The following is a 15866-nucleotide window of genomic DNA, read 5'->3' as shown; positions in this document are numbered from 1 at the left end:
AAAAGAGCGTTTTAACTAGTTAAAACGCTCTTTTTATGTAATTTTGCATCGTTTTATTATTCAATTCATGGCACAAAAAAAAGTCGCATTTTATACTTTAGGTTGTAAACTTAATTTTTCGGAAACATCTACTATTGCTAGAAACTTTAAAGATGAAGGTTTTGAACGCGTAGATTTTAAGGAAGAAGCAGATATATATGTTATTAATACATGTTCTGTTACAGAAAATGCAGATAAACGATTTAAAACGATTGTAAAACAAGCGCAAAAGATTAATCCGGATGCTTTTGTGGCAGCAGTAGGTTGTTATGCCCAGCTAAAACCACAAGAATTAGCAGATGTACATGGTGTAGATTTAGTGCTTGGTGCTACCGAAAAATTTAAAATCACAGACTACATAAACGACCTTTCTAAAAATGATTTTGGAGAAGTACATTCTTGCGAAATTGAAGAAGCAGATTTTTATGTTGGTAGCTACTCTATTGGAGACAGAACACGTGCTTTCTTAAAAGTACAAGATGGTTGTGATTATAAATGTACTTATTGTACCATTCCTTTAGCACGAGGTATTTCTAGAAGTGATGAACTTTTAAATGTACTTAAAAATGCAAAGGAGATTTCAGAAAAAGGAATAAAAGAGATTGTACTTACCGGAGTTAATATTGGTGATTATGGAAAAGGGGAATTTGGTAATAAAAAACACGAGCATACGTTCTATGAACTAGTGCAAGCATTAGATAAAGTGGAAGGTATTGAGCGTTTACGAATATCTTCAATAGAACCAAATTTATTGAAAAATGAAACCATAGATTTTGTTTCTAAAAGCAGAATATTTGTACCTCATTTTCATATTCCTTTGCAAAGCGGAAATAATGAAATTTTAAAATTAATGCGAAGAAGATACATGAAAGAGTTGTATGTAGATCGCGTTAATAAAATAAAAGAAGTGATGCCTCACGCTTGTATTGGCGTAGATGTAATAGTTGGTTTCCCTGGTGAAACAGACGAAATGTTCTTAGAAACCTATAACTTTTTAAACGGATTAGATATTTCTTATTTACACGTTTTTACGTATTCGGAAAGAGATAATACCGTTGCCGCTACTATGGAAGGTGAAGTGCCTAAAAACGTAAGAGCAAAGCGTAGTAAAATGCTACGAGGTTTGTCGGTAAAGATGCGAAGAGCATATTATGAAAGCCAAATAGGTAGTTCTAGAACCGTTTTGTTTGAAAGTGAGAATAAAGAAGGCTACATACACGGTTTTACCGAAAATTATGTAAAAGTAAAAACACCTTGGAATCCAGAGTTAGTTAATACATTACAGGATGTAACACTTACCAAAATTGATGATGATGGTATAGTAAGATTTGACTTTATAAAAGAATTGGCATAAAAAAAACGGAAGCATTTGCTTCCGTTTTTTTTAGTAAACAGTAATTGTATACGTGTTAAATTCTTAATCCTACAGGTAACATACTTTTATATTTCCTGTTTTTTCTAATAAACTTAGCTATTTCCGGACTTGTAGGAACAACGCTTAGGTTTCTTTCTTCAATATTTTTTAGAACAAGTACTATAAATTCATTTTGAAAATCTTCAGAAAATAAGTTCTCAGGAATTATAAGTTTGGTTAAAAATATTTTTCTTTCTTGAAGGGAATATTCAATTTTTGCTAATTCATCTTCAATTTTTAATTCATATTGACGTAAGAAGTCATTATCAATTAATTCAGCTGCATCAATCATAATTAATTTGTTTTAATTCAATAGAAAAATAAGGAGTCAAAACTTTTTTGCATAGTTTTGTGGAGTAAATTTACGAAAATTAATCGGTTATTTATAGTTATTAAGAACTTAAAAACTAATGAATCAAGAACTTATACACGTGTATTTAATGCCAGGAATGGCCGCTAATCCTACAATTTTTGAGCATATAAAATTACCCGAAAATCAGTTTCAAATACACTGGTTAGAATGGGTGATTCCTCATAAAAATGAATCTATAAGTGATTATGCAAAACGTATGACACTTTTCATTAAAGAGGATGATGTAGTGCTATTAGGTGTTTCTTTTGGAGGTATCTTAGTGCAAGAAATGAGTAAGCATATTAAGCTAAGAAAACTTTTTGTTGTATCTTCTGTGAAAACGATGCATGAGTTGCCAAAACGTATGAAAATTGCAAAACATACCAAGGCTTATAAAATTTTGCCAACTAGTTTAGCTGGTAATATAGATGCCTTAGCAAAATATACCTTTGGTAAAAGTGTAGCTAAAAGAGTAGAGCTTTATAAAAAATATATGTCTGTAACTAGTACAGCGTATTTAGATTGGGCAATTGAGCAAGTAGTATGTTGGGAGCAAGATAAACCAATACCAGGAGTTATTCATATTCATGGGGATAAAGACATGGTTTTTCCTTATAAACATATTACCGATTGTATCACCGTTAAAGGAGGAACGCATATTATGATTATTAATAAATACAAGTGGTTTAATGAAAATTTACCCAAATTGATATTGCAGTAATTTCTGGCGTAAATTTTGCTAGATATTATTTAACTTTATAAAAAAAAATCAAGGACTATGAAAAGGATTAAAAATGCACTCGCGCTAGTTGGACTATTTGGGATATGTGGGATGTTTGTTTTTGCGCTGCAAGACGCTCCAACAGATGAAAATTTTGAAAAAAAGCTAATCAACGATTATAACGTTTACGCGTTACAAGTACCTAGTTACTTAGATTTTGCTGGGGAACAAGTACCATTGCATAATCCAGATATTCTAGAACGTATGGATAGAGAATTGTTAGTAAATACCTACTGGCAATCTAATGGTTTTTTAATGTTTAAACGTGCGCGAAAATACTTTCCAATAATAGAACCTATTCTTGCAAAACATGGTATTCCTGACGATTTTAAATATTTAGCAGTTATTGAAAGCGGACTTACAAACGCGAGATCGCATGCAGGAGCAAGTGGTGTTTGGCAAATAATGAAAGATACCGGAAGAGAATATGGCTTAGAAGTGAATGATAATGTTGATGAGCGCTATAATATAGAATTAGCAACAGAGGTTGCTTGTGAGTATTTAAAAAAATCTAAAGATAAGTTGGGTTCATGGACGCTTGCAGCTTCTGGGTATAATGCAGGAATGGCAGGAATGGCAAGAAGGTTAAAAGAACAAGATGTTTCTAGTTATTACGATTTACTTTTAGGAGAGGAAACAGGACGTTATGTTTTTAGAATCATCGCACTTAAAGAAATTTTAAGCCATCCAGATAAGTATGGATTTAATTTTAGAGAGAAAGATTTATATGGATATATTCCAACCTATAAGGTAGAAGTAGATACCGTAGTAACAGATTTTGCTAGTTTTGCTAAAGGATTTGGTATTAACTACAAAATACTTAAACTACACAATCCTTGGTTGCGTGAACCAAAACTTAATAATGCATCTAGAAAAAAATATTTAATAGATATTCCTCGAGAAGGATACTATAACACAAACCCTTAAATAAATGTTTGCGAACTGAAAAAGGATAGCTTTACGTGTAAAGCTATCCTTTTTTTTTGTTTAAAATGGTAGTGGTTTTTCATTTATTAAATAGTTTGTTAAAATTATCTAATTTAGGATGGCGCCAAGACTTTATTCTTATATATTTGCCGACTTATAATAATTATCAAGAATCTCGAAAGGAGATAGCAACCTGCAATAACAAGCAAGGTGCTAAAGCGATAAGCCAATATTTTGGAAAAAATGTTAATTCAATTTCTTTTCTATTTGCTTTTTGTCTTCTTTCTATTAAAATGAAAAAATGAAAAAATGGCAAAATTGAATCCTATTACACCAAGTTTTACAGCACTAATTCCATTATTTGTATTCGTATTTACTTTTTTAGGTGTTGGTTTATATCAAAACGACTTTTACGCACTTCCAGCTCCTATAGCTGTTATCTTAGGTATTATAGTTGCTTTTGTAATGTTTAAGCAATCGGTGAACTCTAAAATTAAAACGCTTTTAAAAGGTTGTGGAGATGATAAAATACTAACCATGTGTTTAATCTATTTATTAGCAGGAGCTTTTGCTGCTATTACTAAATCTACAGGAAGTGTAGATGCTATTGTAAATCTAGGTTTAGACTTCATTGCTATTGAATATATTTATTTTGGTGTGTTTATTATTGCAGCTTTTTTATCTGTTTCTACAGGAACTTCGGTTGGTGCCATTGTTACTTTAGCACCAATTATTATGGGTATTGCAGATCAAGGAGGAACATCTCTAGCAATACTTTGTGGTGCATTACTTGGTGGTTCTATGTTTGGAGATAATCTATCTGTAATATCCGATACTACTATTGCTGCAACGCAATCTCTAGATTGTAAGATGAGTGATAAGTTTAAAGAAAATATAAAAATAGCACTTCCTGCTGCAATTATTACTTCTATAATCTTAATGGTTCAAGGTTTTGATTTGGAAACAAATACGGCTGAAAATGCAATCTACACTTATAATATAATCAAGATACTACCTTATGTTTTAGTTATTTTACTTTCCGTTTTTGGAGTAAATGTATTTGTAACTCTCCTTTTAGGAATTATTTCTGCAGGTATCTTAGGACTGTTTTACGGCGACTTTACACTGATAGAATCCACAAAAATTGCATATTCTGGCTTTACAAGTATGACCGAAATATTTTTACTGTCTTTATTAACTGGAGGTTTAGCGGCTTTAGTAGAAAAAAATGGAGGAATAGATTATGTCTTAAATAAAATTAAAACCTTAATTAAAAGTAAAAAGTCTGCGCAGTTTGGTATTGCAGGTTTAGTAAGTACTATTAATGTAGCAATTGCTAATAATACAGTATCTATTATAATAGCGGGATCTATTGCTAAAACGATTAATGATGAATATGCTTTAGATAATAAAAAGACAGCTTCTATTTTAGATATCTTTGCTTGTATCACACAAGGACTATTGCCTTATGGTGCACAAGTATTAATGATCTTAAGCTTTTCTCAAAGCAAAATAAACTATATAGACTTGGTACAAAACACATGGTACTTACTATTATTATTAGTAAGTACCATTTTGTTTATTGTTTTTAGGACGAATAAAAAACAGGTAATTCAGTAAGAATTATCTGCTTTTTCTTTTTTGCGAACGCATAGAACCACCTTGACCATAATGTTGATTAGGTGCTTGTGCACGCTTCATATTATCTTTCATCATTTTGATCTGTTCTTTCAACATATCACGCTTGTCTAATTTTTCAGCTTCCTTTAAAAGGATTTGCGCTTCTTGCTTTCTTCTTTTAGTAAAAGCAATTCCAGCTAAGTTTAATTTTGCCATAGCCAAATCATGGTCCATAGATAAACCAAGAGTGATTGCTTTTTTAAAGCGCTTTTCAGCTTCACCCATATCGGTTTGGCTAACCATAATACCTTTAAGGTAATTAAAATAACCTTGCTGTTTTGTTACCAAAGCAGCTTCCGGATTTTTGATTTTATCTAACCATTTATTGGCGCCTTCGAAATCTTGCTTACGTAATTTTAAAAAAGCTAATAAAATAAATTCGTTTTTAAAGTATAAGAAAATAAATATTAATGATAATAAAATAAGCATAATACCATTACCAATATAACCTTCTATAAACTGCCAAACAGCTGCTCCTACTATGGCTGCCGCAATAATTAACTTAAAATTTTTGTTGTACATTTTTTACTAAAATTTATGGAATACAAAGAAACTAAATTTTTACGAAAAACACTGCTTAATAAATTTCAAAAAAATATTTAAATTTAGGTTTGTTAAATAAAAAAGGCTTTGTATATTTGCGCGCACATTTGAGGAAACTCAACCCTGAGAAAATATATAATTAAGAAGATTTAAAAAAATAAGACAATGCCAAAAAGAACGTTCCAACCATCAAAGAGAAAGAGAAGAAACAAACACGGTTTCAGAGAAAGAATGGCATCTGCTAATGGAAGAAAAGTACTTGCACGTAGAAGAGCTAAAGGAAGAAAGAAATTGTCTGTATCAACTGAAACAAGACATAAAAAATAATGATTAACAATTGTTAATATATAAAAGGCGTTACTTAGGTGTAACGCCTTTTTTTATATCTAATAAATTTTATTTTTGCAACACACTATAATTAAATAAAATGCCAAAAAACACGCAACTAAAATCGATTTTAATTATTGGTTCTGGACCAATTGTTATAGGGCAAGCCTGTGAGTTTGATTATTCAGGAACTCAAGCCTTACGCTCCTTAAGAGAAGACGGTATCGAAACCGTTTTAATTAATTCTAATCCTGCAACTATCATGACAGATCCCTCTATGGCGGATCATGTATACTTGTTGCCTTTAACTAGTAAGTCTTTAATTCAAATATTAAAAGAACATCCGCAAATTGACGCTGTTTTGCCTACAATGGGAGGACAAACCGCTTTAAATTTATGTATTGAAGCAGATGAAAAAGGTATTTGGAAAGATTTTGGTGTAGAAATTATTGGTGTAGATATTGACGCTATTAATATTACCGAAGATAGAGAGAAGTTTAGAGAGTTAATGCTTAAAATTGGTGTGCCAATGGCACCTCAAGCTACTGCTACCTCATATTTAAAAGGAAAAGAAATTGCGCAAGAGTTTGGTTTTCCTTTAATTATTAGAGCATCTTTTACTTTAGGTGGAGCAGGTGCTTCTTTTGTACATAAAGAAGAAGACTTTGATGAATTGTTAACTCGCGGACTAGAGATTTCTCCAATCCATGAGGTAATGATCGATAAAGCATTAATAGGTTGGAAGGAATACGAATTAGAACTTTTACGAGATGCGAATGATAATGTAGTAATTATCTGTTCTATTGAAAACATGGATCCTATTGGGATTCATACCGGAGATTCTATTACCGTTGCTCCAGCAATGACATTAAGTGATACGACGTATCAGAGAATGCGTGATATGGCCATTCATATGATGCGTAGTATTGGTGATTTTGCTGGTGGATGTAATGTGCAATTTGCCGTTAGTCCAGACGCAAATGAAGATATAATCGCTATTGAAATTAATCCTCGTGTTTCGCGTTCTTCCGCATTAGCGAGTAAAGCAACAGGATATCCTATTGCAAAAATTGCTGCTAAATTAGCTATCGGTTATCATTTAGATGAATTACAAAATCAGATTACAAAATCTACTTCAGCTTTATTTGAGCCTACTTTAGATTATGTAATTGTAAAAATACCACGTTGGAACTTCGATAAATTTGAAGGAAGTGACAGAACACTCGGACTTCAAATGAAATCTGTAGGAGAAGTAATGGGAATTGGACGTTCGTTTCAAGAAGCATTACATAAAGCAACGCAATCTTTAGAGATTAAACGTAACGGTTTAGGTGCAGATGGAAAAGGATATAAAGATTACGATCAAATTTTAAGCAAGCTGAAACATGCAAGTTGGGATCGTGTTTTCGTTATTTATGATGCTATTCAGATGGGAATTCCGTTAAGTAGAATTCATGAGATTACTAAAATCGACATGTGGTTCTTAAAGCAGTATGAAGAATTATACGTGCTGGAAAAAGAAATTTCCACTTTTAAAGTAGAAACCATTCAAAAAGATTTGTTACTAGAAGCCAAACAAAAAGGATATGGTGACAGACAAATAGCACACATGCTTGGTTGTTTAGAAAGTCAGGTATATAACAAACGGGAAGAATTAGGTGTCAATAGAGTGTATAAATTAGTAGACACTTGTGCTGCAGAATTTAAAGCAAAGACTCCTTATTATTATTCTACGTTTGAAAATGATGTAGAAACTGCCGACGGAAAACGTTACGCAGATAATGAAAGTGTCGTTTCCGATAAAAAGAAAATTATAGTTCTTGGTTCTGGTCCAAATAGAATTGGTCAAGGTATCGAGTTCGATTATTGTTGTGTTCATGGTGTATTAGCTGCCGCGGAATGTGGTTATGAAACCATCATGATTAACTGTAATCCAGAAACGGTTTCTACCGATTTTGATACTGCAGATAAATTATACTTTGAACCTGTTTTTTGGGAACATATTTATGATATCATTAAACACGAAAAACCAGAAGGTGTTATCGTGCAACTTGGTGGACAAACGGCTTTAAAACTTGCTGAAAAATTAGATAGATACGGAATCAAAATTCTTGGTACTACCTATCAAGCTTTAGATTTAGCAGAAGATAGAGGTTTGTTTTCTAACATGCTGAAAGAAAATAATATTCCATATCCAGAATTTGATATTGCTACAACAGCAGACGAAGCTTCAGCAATTGCAGATGTTTTAGACTTCCCTATATTGGTAAGACCTTCTTATGTGCTTGGTGGACAAGGAATGAAGATTGTAATTAATAAACAAGAATTAGAAAAACACGTTGTTGATTTATTAAGAAGAATGCCAGGAAATCAATTGCTTTTAGATCATTATTTAGATGGCGCAATAGAAGCAGAGGCAGATGCTATTTGTGATGGTGAAAATGTGTACATTATTGGTATAATGGAACATATTGAACCTTGCGGAATTCACTCTGGAGATAGTAATGCAACATTACCTCCTTTTAATTTGGGGGAATTTGTAATGCAACAAATAAAAGATCACACTAAAAAAATTGCTTTAGCATTAAATACTGTAGGTTTAATAAACATACAGTTTGCTATTAAAGATGATATCGTATACATTATTGAAGCAAATCCTAGAGCTTCACGTACAGTACCATTTATTTCTAAAGCTTATGGGGAGCCTTATGTAAACTATGCTACTAAAGTAATGTTAGGGGAGAAGAAGGTTACCGATTTTGACTTTAAACCACAACTTAAAGGATACGCAATTAAGCAACCAGTATTCTCTTTTAATAAGTTTCATAATGTAAATAAACAACTTGGTCCAGAAATGAAAAGTACAGGAGAAAGTATTTTATTTATCGATAGCTTAAAAGATGATGAGTTTTATAATTTATATTCTAGACGAAAAATGTATTTGAGTAAATAAACTTTTTTGTTTTTATTATTAAATGAGTTATTTTTAGAGTGTTAAACATTGTTAATCAATATTTTAATCATGAAAAAAAATAACTCATTTTACTTTACTCTATTGTGTATTCCTGTTTTTGCAATGCTATTTCTTTCTTATAGTTCTGGTCAAACCGTGTATTATGTTTCGGGATCTCTATCAGATAATATGGATGCTTTAAATGAGCAAGGTAATGGGCTTATTGGTAATTGTTCTACCTGTCATACCGGTAATGTTGTAATTGCAAATAGTTCTACAATTTCTTTGAATGCTCCTTCAAATTATGAATTGAATACTAGGTATTCTATTACAGTATCTTCTAGTTCTAGTGCTTCACGACAAGGGTTTCAAATGTCTGTTGAAGATACAGCGAATATGAAAGTAGGGGATTTTGAAGGGGATGGATTTAGTACACAAGCATTTGTTAGTCCTATAGTGAATAGGGGAGAAGCTATAACGAATACTGGTAATGGTTCTTATCAAAATTCTTGGACTTTTGATTGGACTTCTCCTGCAGCCAATGTTGGTCCGGTAACATTTTACGTAGCTTTAAATGAATCTAATTTTGATAACAATACAACAGGTGATCAAATACACTTAAAGCAATCTTCTTCTAATTTATTATCTACAGAGAATGCTGTTTTTAAAGATATAAAAGTATATCCTAATCCAGTTCAAGATTTTGTAACTATTGACTTACCTGTAAATTTAGAAAATACGAAAGTTACTGTTTTCGATTTTCTTGGGAAACAAATATTAGTTCAAGATGTAACCGCTAAAAATAAAATAGATGTTTCGGTATGGCAATCTGGTGTGTACTTAGTACAAATAAAGAATGATAAAGCATCTATTACCAAACGTTTTGTAAAGCAATAGATTAAAGTGTTAATGTAGGTTAAATAAAACACCAATACTAATAGCAATACCAAAGCTAATTAATGTACCAATTAATATGTATTCGGTAAGTTTTCTATGTTTCGATTCTTTTAAATCCCCAAATCTAAAAACAGATTTTGCAGTGATTAAAAATCCAACAGCTTCCCAATGACCAACTACAATAAAAATAAATACTAAAATACGCTCTAGAATACCAATGTATTTCCCTGCATCTTTAAGGGATTCATTGCCTTCGGTAAGTTTCGAAATATCCCATTTAGAAAAAATGGTTTTCATGATGATAGAAACCGGTTGCGTTAAAAAAGCAAAACAGGTTAATAGAAGTAGGCTTTCTTCCGTAAAAAGCATTTTAAAATCTATTTCTGTATTGGTATACATAAAATAGGCGATTAGAATTACTACTATATGAAGTGCTTGATCTATAAAAAAGAGTAAGCGTTTTGTTTTTTTCTTTTGAATTTGAAGCTTAATAGCATCTATAATAAAGTGTGAAACACCAATTAGCAGTACTACTGGCCAAAGCGAAAGATCCCAAAGGATTACGAGTAATAATACAATATGAATTAATATATGAAGATATAATTTTGGAGATTTAAACTTTTTGCGCTCTTTATCTTTAACCCATTTTTTGGGTTGTAAAAAGAAATCACCAATAATGTGTGCTAATAAAAGTTTAATAAGTAGTATCATAATAAGCTGCTTATTTTTTTCTTATACATGTTATTTAAAGCTAAAATTTCATCCAGATTCGCACGTTTTATACGTTTACTAATAGCATTTTGATTAGTACCTATTAATTTTGCTAAATCTTCTTGTAATGCTTGAGGGTTTTCTAAAGTTAATTTAACAATTTCTGCCGAATTAACTGTCCAATGATCCATGCTAATTAATGCTAGTTTGAAATATAGATTCAACTCGTCATTAAGTATTTGTGATTTGGTTTTTATTTTTAGGTTTTGTTTTTCCTTTTTTAAAGTCTCAAAAGTTTCCCCAGAAAATATAAAAGCTTCTCCATTAGATTCTGTAACATCTTTGCCTTGATATGTTTTTTCGCCAATACCAATAGCCAACCTAACATCTAATCCTTTTATCATTTTAATTGCTGCTTTTATATAAATAGCAGCTTCAAAACTTTTGGTGATGTCTTTAATTTCTATTTGAAAACTGTCTCCACGATAGATCTCCCAATGTTTATTGTCTGTTTCTAAATAAGATAGAACAGCCTTTAAATGGCTAAGCCAAATCTCTGGATTTTTTTGTCCGCGGGATTTGATAATATCTCCTGTTACTATGCTTGTCATTCGTTTTGATTTTTATCATATTTTTAAATGATAATTATATTTATCGCTTTATTACGTGATAATCAAATATATTCCTTTTTTATGGAATAATCAAGTTTATTCCTTTAAAAGGGAATATTTTGATTTATTCCTTAATAGTGGAATAATCACGAATATGTAGTTTGTAGGGAGTATTAATAAGAATAAAACTAACTAGAAAAGTGATCTGGTAAATCAATGCGAACACGATGATCTTTTAAATCATTGAAATAGTTTTCCAAAGAAAAGTCTACATGATTAAACTCTTCTTGTCTTGCTCTGTGGTTTTCGTTACGATTTATTGCTTTTAAAAAACGAACAACTTCTTTTTTATCATTTAATATTAAACCGGGAACAATTACCGATTTGCCTGCATCGTCTTTAGCAACCATTGTAAAATAAGAAGAATTACAATGTTTGGTTTCACCAGTTCTAATATTTTCTGCTTCTACACGAATACCAACAACCATAGAGGTGCTACCAACATAATTAACAGAGGCTTTCATGGTTACAAGATCGCCAATTTCTATCGGACTTAAAAAATCGACCGTATTTACAGAAGCAGTAACACAATAGGTTTCCGAGTGTTTGGAACCACAAGCAAAAGCAATTTCATCCATTAAACTTAAAATATAACCACCATGAATTTTTCCACCAAAATTGGAGTGGGATGGTTGCATGAGTAATGATATACTTATACGAGAAGAATCTACAGTTTTAAATTTTAGTTTCATATTAGTATCTATTGTTTCGTGAGGTGTCTTCTTCTACTTTGGTGATAAAATATTTGGTGTCTCCCAACCAAAAGAAGGTTTTGTAACGTTCAAAATACGTTAGTTTTACAAACTTGCCTTGTAAACGATTTAAATCTTTTATGGCTTGTTCTTCTTTGTCTTCTACAGAAAATTTAAACATTTGTGCTTCAGAAACACCTTGGCTAATTTCGCCTTCCCAAGTTTTAAATAGTACTCCTTTACTTGTAAATTTAACCAATTGTCCAGCTCTAACACCTTCACTATAGGTTGCAAAATAGATAAAGCAGAAATATGCAGCTGCTATGAATACTATCGTAATGAATGCTTTTATTAAAAATTTTATCATAATATGTATATGCTAATCGTTAGATGCAGCGTGTTTTGTAATGGTTTTAGACCTCGTGTCTTTTTTCTTTAATACCAATTTCAGTTTCCATTCTATAAAAAAGACCAATAGCAGATAATAAGATTCCTAATAATAAAGTTATAATTATGATAAACATATCAAAATCTGGTTTGTTTATGATACTATATCCAGAAATTAGTAAAACAAGTGCAAAGCTAACTAAACCAACACCTATTGCTAATATTCTATAATAACGAAAACGTAAAAACCATTTATATATAGTATCTATTTTTTTCTTATTCATTATCTTCTTTAGCACGTTTTATAATTGCTTCTGGTAGTGCTTTTTTTGCTTTGGCTCCTAGTTTCTTGATTTTTTCAACGCTAGTTATAAGATTTCCTTTTCCTTCCACTAATTTATTCATAGCAGCAGAATAGTCTGTTTTTGCAGCATCAATCTTTTTTCCAACTCCGGTTAAATCGGTTACTAAACCATGAAATTTGTCATACAAAGCTCCAGCTTGTCTAGCAATTTCAATGGCGTTTTGTTGTTGTTTTTCATTATTCCACATACTATCTACCGTTCTTAAAGTAGCCAATAGCGTAGAAGGTGTAACAATTACAATGTTTTTCTCGAATGCTTTATTATAAATGGAATTGTCGGCATTAATAGCAACAGCAAAAGCAGGTTCAATTGGTATAAATAGCAATACAAAATCCGGACTTTCAATATCGTATAAATCTTCGTATTTCTTTTCAGAAAGCTGATCTACATGTCTTCTAATCGAATTGATATGTGCTTTTAAGTACGTTTCACGCTCATCATCTTCCGCATTTACATAACGTTCATAATCTGTTAAAGACACTTTACTGTCAATAATCATTTTTTTGTTATCTGGTAAATGCAATACAATATCCGGAAGCACTCTTGTGCCATCTTCTCTAGTGAAATTTTGCTGTACAAAGTACTCTCTGTCTTTTTCTAATCCCGATTTTTCAAGAACACGTTCTAATACTAATTCGCCCCAATTTCCTTGCATTTTACTATCTCCTTTTAAGGCTCTAGTTAGGTTTGTAGCTTCTTTAGTCATTTGTTGGTTTAAATCTTTTAAACCTAATAATTGTTCTTTTAAAGCAGAATGCATACTGATACTTTCCTTTTGGGTATCGTCTACTTTCTTTTCAAAAATTTGAATTTTTTCTTGAAGCGGATGTAATATTTGTTGGATATTTTCTTTATTCTGAAGGGTGAATTTTTCAGATTTAGCATCTAAAATTTTATTTGCAAGATTTTCAAAATCGGTACGAAGTCTTTTTTGTTGTTCTTCAAGTTCTTCGTCTCTTTTTAAATTCAGTTTCTGAAGGTTTTCAAACTCGGTATTCTTTCTTGCTAATTCTTGATTTAAGAAATCCTTTTCACGACGGATGCTTTCACGCTCCGTTTCAATTTTAGAAATAGTTTCTCTAAGTTCATTTAACTGCGCAGTAAACGTGGTGTTTTGTTTTTCGTTTTCGGTATTATGAAACTGCTTTAAATCGGTTAACTGTTGTTGTAAATTATTGTTGCGTTCCTCTAAAGTGCTTTTTTCGCTTTTACTTTTCATTTTAGCGAATAGCATACCAAGATATGCACCAATTGCTGCAGAAATAAGAATAGAAATAATAAGAATAATACTGTCGTTCATTTAAAATAGAAGTTTATCCAAAGATAAATTTTTATTCAGAAATAAAACGAATGAATAAGAAATGATTTAACAGTCGGTTGTTTATAAAATGGATGTAGAAATTTCTATATCAGCATCCTTCCAAGCAGTATCAAATTCTTGCTTTATTTTGTTTGCTTCATCCTGTTTTCCTTGGGCTTTTAAACTTTGATATAAACCCATTAATGACCAACCATTTTGTCTTAAATCTTTTAAATCTTCTTTAAAAACCTGTTCTGCTTCTTTATATTTTTTAGCATTAAGTAAAACAGCTCCTAAATTTTGTCTTGGCGGAATATACCATGCAGATGGTTCGTTGTAAATTAAATGATCTTCTATTTCTACAGCGCTTTCCAAATGTGTAATAGCAGCGTCATAGTTTCCTTTTAAGGCTTCTAATTCGCCAGCAACGACTTGAAATGCCAATTTAGAAATAGTAGTGCCATTATCAAAACCTGTAGCAACTATGGTTTCCATTTCTGGATCTTTAACATAACTAGCTATAGCGTCTAGTTCTTCTTGTGCCTCTTTAATATTGTTTTTTCTAATAAAAGCTATCCCACGCGCATAATGCCAAATCATTTTTAAATGTTTGATCTCATCATTTGGTTTCGGAATGGTTAAAATGTCATTCCATTTTCCAAATCGCGTATAGGCAAGTAGTGGAGTAGCAGCAAAATTTTGTAAAAAATGAAGTTCTTTTAATTCTCCTGTCGGAACTTTTTCTGCTGTTTTTTTAGCGGCATCTATAGCAATTTCACTATTTCCTAAAAGGGTTGCTGCCGACCATAAAAAGTGAATGTTATGCGGATAATATCCTAAAGGATACATGCCTTGAGATAAACATTGTGAAATATAATCTTCATCTGCTAAAATAGCTTTTTGATTAGATTCTACAGCATCTTTATATCTACCAACTCGTATATAAATATGGGATGGCATATGTACAATATGTCCGGCAGCAGGCATTAATGATGCTAGTTTTTCTGCACTTGGAATTGCTAAATCTGGTTTTGGTAGTTCTACCATATGAATATAATAATGGTGTGCGCCAGGATTATTAGCATCTAAAGCCATCGCTTTTTCCAGTGCTGCTTTTGCTTTATCAATATTTTGCGACGGATTACCATCTTTATCCCAATAATTCCATGGAACCGTATTCATAACAGAAGCAGCAAATAAAGTGTTGATATTCGTGTCTTCTGGATATTTTTCTATAAGTTTAGTCATTGCGTGCATGTAGGCGACATTTAATTCTGGAGTATCTGCAGTCAGATCTTTAGAATATCGATGGGTTAAAGCTTCAATGATAGCTTGCTCTTTTTTAGTTGCGTTTGTTGCTAACTGTTTCGCTTTGTCTATGGCTTCGTTGTATTTGTTTTTACGGTCATCGTCTGGTGAAGGATCATTAATATTTGGACCAAGAGCGTAAGCTTGTCCCCAAAAAGCCATCGCTAAATTTGAATCTAATCTAGAAGCTTCCATAAAAGAACGATGTGCTTCTGCATGATTAAATGCGTAGGTAAGTCGTAAGCCTTGGTTGAAAAATTGTTGTGCTAATTCGTTTTTTGTACTGACCTTGTACGCGTGATTTCCAAGATTTTCAAATAGCGGAGAAATTTGTTTGGTGGTATCTACATCTTCCAATAAAAACGTTGCAGGTGTGCATTTAATTACATTCATGCCGTATTTTTTAGAATAGTCGATTTCTTCTTCTTTATTTAAAAGGAATAAAGACATTAAAGTCACTGTAAGAAGTGAAAATAGGAATAGATTTAATTTCGTTTTCATGGTTTCTATAATTTAGAA

The 15866-nt window shown here is 31.7% G+C and carries 16 protein-coding genes and 1 riboswitch; of the genes, 7 read left to right on the top strand and 9 right to left on the bottom strand.

The window, feature by feature from the left end:
* Positions 1–67: 67 nt before the first annotated feature.
* A complete protein-coding gene (gene mtaB / locus AMD28_RS01280) occupies positions 68–1393 on the top strand; it encodes a tRNA (N(6)-L-threonylcarbamoyladenosine(37)-C(2))-methylthiotransferase MtaB (RefSeq protein ID WP_055442349.1) in 1326 nt (441 codons plus the stop codon).
* Positions 1394–1448: 55 nt separating this feature from the next.
* On the opposite strand, the gene AMD28_RS01275 is transcribed toward mtaB, so the two are convergent.
* Entirely contained in the window at positions 1449–1745 is a 297-nt protein-coding gene (locus AMD28_RS01275; protein ID WP_193787276.1) for an N-acetyltransferase, read from the bottom strand.
* A 118-nt stretch (positions 1746–1863) separates the two neighbouring features.
* Between AMD28_RS01275 and AMD28_RS01270 the strand changes: the two genes are divergently transcribed.
* The 3 genes from AMD28_RS01270 (at position 1864) to AMD28_RS01255 (ending at position 5133) form a co-directional block, all read left to right on the top strand.
* Complete coding sequence (locus tag AMD28_RS01270) at positions 1864–2526, top strand: alpha/beta hydrolase (RefSeq protein WP_055442348.1); 663 nt, start codon at positions 1864–1866, stop codon at positions 2524–2526.
* A 57-nt stretch (positions 2527–2583) separates the two neighbouring features.
* On the top strand, positions 2584–3513 hold the full coding sequence (locus tag AMD28_RS01265) for a lytic transglycosylase domain-containing protein (protein ID WP_055442347.1): 930 nt from the start codon (positions 2584–2586) through the stop codon (positions 3511–3513).
* A 158-nt stretch (positions 3514–3671) separates the two neighbouring features.
* Positions 3672–3767: riboswitch (SAM-I-IV-variant riboswitch) on the top strand.
* Between the two features lie 55 nt (positions 3768–3822).
* On the top strand, positions 3823–5133 hold the full coding sequence (locus AMD28_RS01255) for a Na+/H+ antiporter NhaC family protein (protein ID WP_055442345.1): 1311 nt from the start codon (positions 3823–3825) through the stop codon (positions 5131–5133).
* 3 nt (positions 5134–5136) lie between these two features.
* Here AMD28_RS01255 and AMD28_RS01250 read toward each other — a convergent pair whose 3' ends face one another.
* Positions 5137–5715: a hypothetical protein gene (locus tag AMD28_RS01250; protein ID WP_055442344.1), complete on the bottom strand. Its 579-nt coding sequence runs from the start codon at positions 5713–5715 to the stop codon at positions 5137–5139.
* A 186-nt stretch (positions 5716–5901) separates the two neighbouring features.
* Between AMD28_RS01250 and rpmH the strand changes: the two genes are divergently transcribed.
* The 3 genes from rpmH to AMD28_RS01235 all read left to right on the top strand — a co-directional run bounded on the left by rpmH (position 5902) and on the right by AMD28_RS01235 (position 9913).
* Complete coding sequence (gene rpmH / locus AMD28_RS01245; protein WP_034059443.1) at positions 5902–6063, top strand: 50S ribosomal protein L34; 162 nt, start codon at positions 5902–5904, stop codon at positions 6061–6063.
* Between the two features lie 100 nt (positions 6064–6163).
* A complete protein-coding gene (gene carB / locus AMD28_RS01240; protein WP_055442343.1) occupies positions 6164–9016 on the top strand; it encodes a carbamoyl-phosphate synthase large subunit in 2853 nt (950 codons plus the stop codon).
* Positions 9017–9085: 69 nt separating this feature from the next.
* Positions 9086–9913 carry a choice-of-anchor V domain-containing protein gene (locus tag AMD28_RS01235; RefSeq protein WP_083478210.1) on the top strand — a complete coding sequence of 276 codons (828 nt, stop codon included), beginning with the start codon at positions 9086–9088 and terminating at the stop codon, positions 9911–9913.
* A 9-nt stretch (positions 9914–9922) separates the two neighbouring features.
* On the opposite strand, the gene AMD28_RS01230 is transcribed toward AMD28_RS01235, so the two are convergent.
* From AMD28_RS01230 to AMD28_RS01200, 7 genes are all read right to left on the bottom strand, one after another.
* A complete protein-coding gene (locus AMD28_RS01230) occupies positions 9923–10624 on the bottom strand; it encodes a DUF3307 domain-containing protein (protein WP_055442341.1) in 702 nt (233 codons plus the stop codon).
* Positions 10621–11235: a hypothetical protein gene (locus AMD28_RS01225; RefSeq protein WP_055442340.1), complete on the bottom strand. Its 615-nt coding sequence runs from the start codon at positions 11233–11235 to the stop codon at positions 10621–10623. Before AMD28_RS01225 ends, AMD28_RS01230 begins: the two co-directional genes overlap by 4 nt.
* Before the next feature lie 188 nt (positions 11236–11423).
* On the bottom strand, positions 11424–11987 hold the full coding sequence (locus AMD28_RS01220) for an acyl-CoA thioesterase (protein WP_055442339.1): 564 nt from the start codon (positions 11985–11987) through the stop codon (positions 11424–11426).
* A 1-nt stretch (position 11988) separates the two neighbouring features.
* Positions 11989–12354, bottom strand: coding sequence for a hypothetical protein (locus AMD28_RS01215; protein ID WP_055442338.1), 366 nt, complete (start codon positions 12352–12354; stop codon positions 11989–11991).
* A gap of 46 nt (positions 12355–12400) precedes the next feature.
* Entirely contained in the window at positions 12401–12658 is a 258-nt protein-coding gene (locus tag AMD28_RS01210) for a hypothetical protein (protein WP_055442337.1), read from the bottom strand.
* Positions 12651–14039, bottom strand: coding sequence for a DNA recombination protein RmuC (locus AMD28_RS01205; protein WP_055442336.1), 1389 nt, complete (start codon positions 14037–14039; stop codon positions 12651–12653). The genes AMD28_RS01210 and AMD28_RS01205 overlap by 8 nt, the downstream gene beginning before the upstream one ends.
* 81 nt (positions 14040–14120) lie before the next feature.
* On the bottom strand, positions 14121–15848 hold the full coding sequence (locus AMD28_RS01200) for a tetratricopeptide repeat protein (protein ID WP_055442335.1): 1728 nt from the start codon (positions 15846–15848) through the stop codon (positions 14121–14123).
* Positions 15849–15866: the final 18 nt, after the last annotated feature.

Origin of the sequence: Lacinutrix himadriensis (assembly GCF_001418105.1) — a bacterium.
GTDB classification, from domain to species: domain Bacteria; phylum Bacteroidota; class Bacteroidia; order Flavobacteriales; family Flavobacteriaceae; genus Oceanihabitans; species Oceanihabitans himadriense.
This window is presented reverse-complemented; position numbering and strand designations above follow the sequence as displayed.

Coding starts and splice junctions, on each gene's coding strand:
- AMD28_RS01270 (WP_055442348.1), top strand. CDS start 1,864: ATGAATCAAGAACTTATACACGTGTATTTAATGCCAGGAATGGCCGCT.
- AMD28_RS01235 (WP_083478210.1), top strand. CDS start 9,086: ATGAAAAAAAATAACTCATTTTACTTTACTCTATTGTGTATTCCTGTT.
- AMD28_RS01265 (WP_055442347.1), top strand. CDS start 2,584: ATGAAAAGGATTAAAAATGCACTCGCGCTAGTTGGACTATTTGGGATA.
- rpmH (WP_034059443.1), top strand. CDS start 5,902: ATGCCAAAAAGAACGTTCCAACCATCAAAGAGAAAGAGAAGAAACAAA.
- AMD28_RS01200 (WP_055442335.1), bottom strand. CDS start 15,848: ATGAAAACGAAATTAAATCTATTCCTATTTTCACTTCTTACAGTGACT.
- AMD28_RS01230 (WP_055442341.1), bottom strand. CDS start 10,624: ATGATACTACTTATTAAACTTTTATTAGCACACATTATTGGTGATTTC.
- AMD28_RS01220 (WP_055442339.1), bottom strand. CDS start 11,987: ATGAAACTAAAATTTAAAACTGTAGATTCTTCTCGTATAAGTATATCA.
- AMD28_RS01275 (WP_193787276.1), bottom strand. CDS start 1,745: ATGATTGATGCAGCTGAATTAATTGATAATGACTTCTTACGTCAATAT.
- AMD28_RS01250 (WP_055442344.1), bottom strand. CDS start 5,715: ATGTACAACAAAAATTTTAAGTTAATTATTGCGGCAGCCATAGTAGGA.
- AMD28_RS01215 (WP_055442338.1), bottom strand. CDS start 12,354: ATGATAAAATTTTTAATAAAAGCATTCATTACGATAGTATTCATAGCA.
- mtaB (WP_055442349.1), top strand. CDS start 68: ATGGCACAAAAAAAAGTCGCATTTTATACTTTAGGTTGTAAACTTAAT.
- AMD28_RS01225 (WP_055442340.1), bottom strand. CDS start 11,235: ATGACAAGCATAGTAACAGGAGATATTATCAAATCCCGCGGACAAAAA.
- AMD28_RS01255 (WP_055442345.1), top strand. CDS start 3,823: ATGGCAAAATTGAATCCTATTACACCAAGTTTTACAGCACTAATTCCA.
- AMD28_RS01205 (WP_055442336.1), bottom strand. CDS start 14,039: ATGAACGACAGTATTATTCTTATTATTTCTATTCTTATTTCTGCAGCA.
- carB (WP_055442343.1), top strand. CDS start 6,164: ATGCCAAAAAACACGCAACTAAAATCGATTTTAATTATTGGTTCTGGA.
- AMD28_RS01210 (WP_055442337.1), bottom strand. CDS start 12,658: ATGAATAAGAAAAAAATAGATACTATATATAAATGGTTTTTACGTTTT.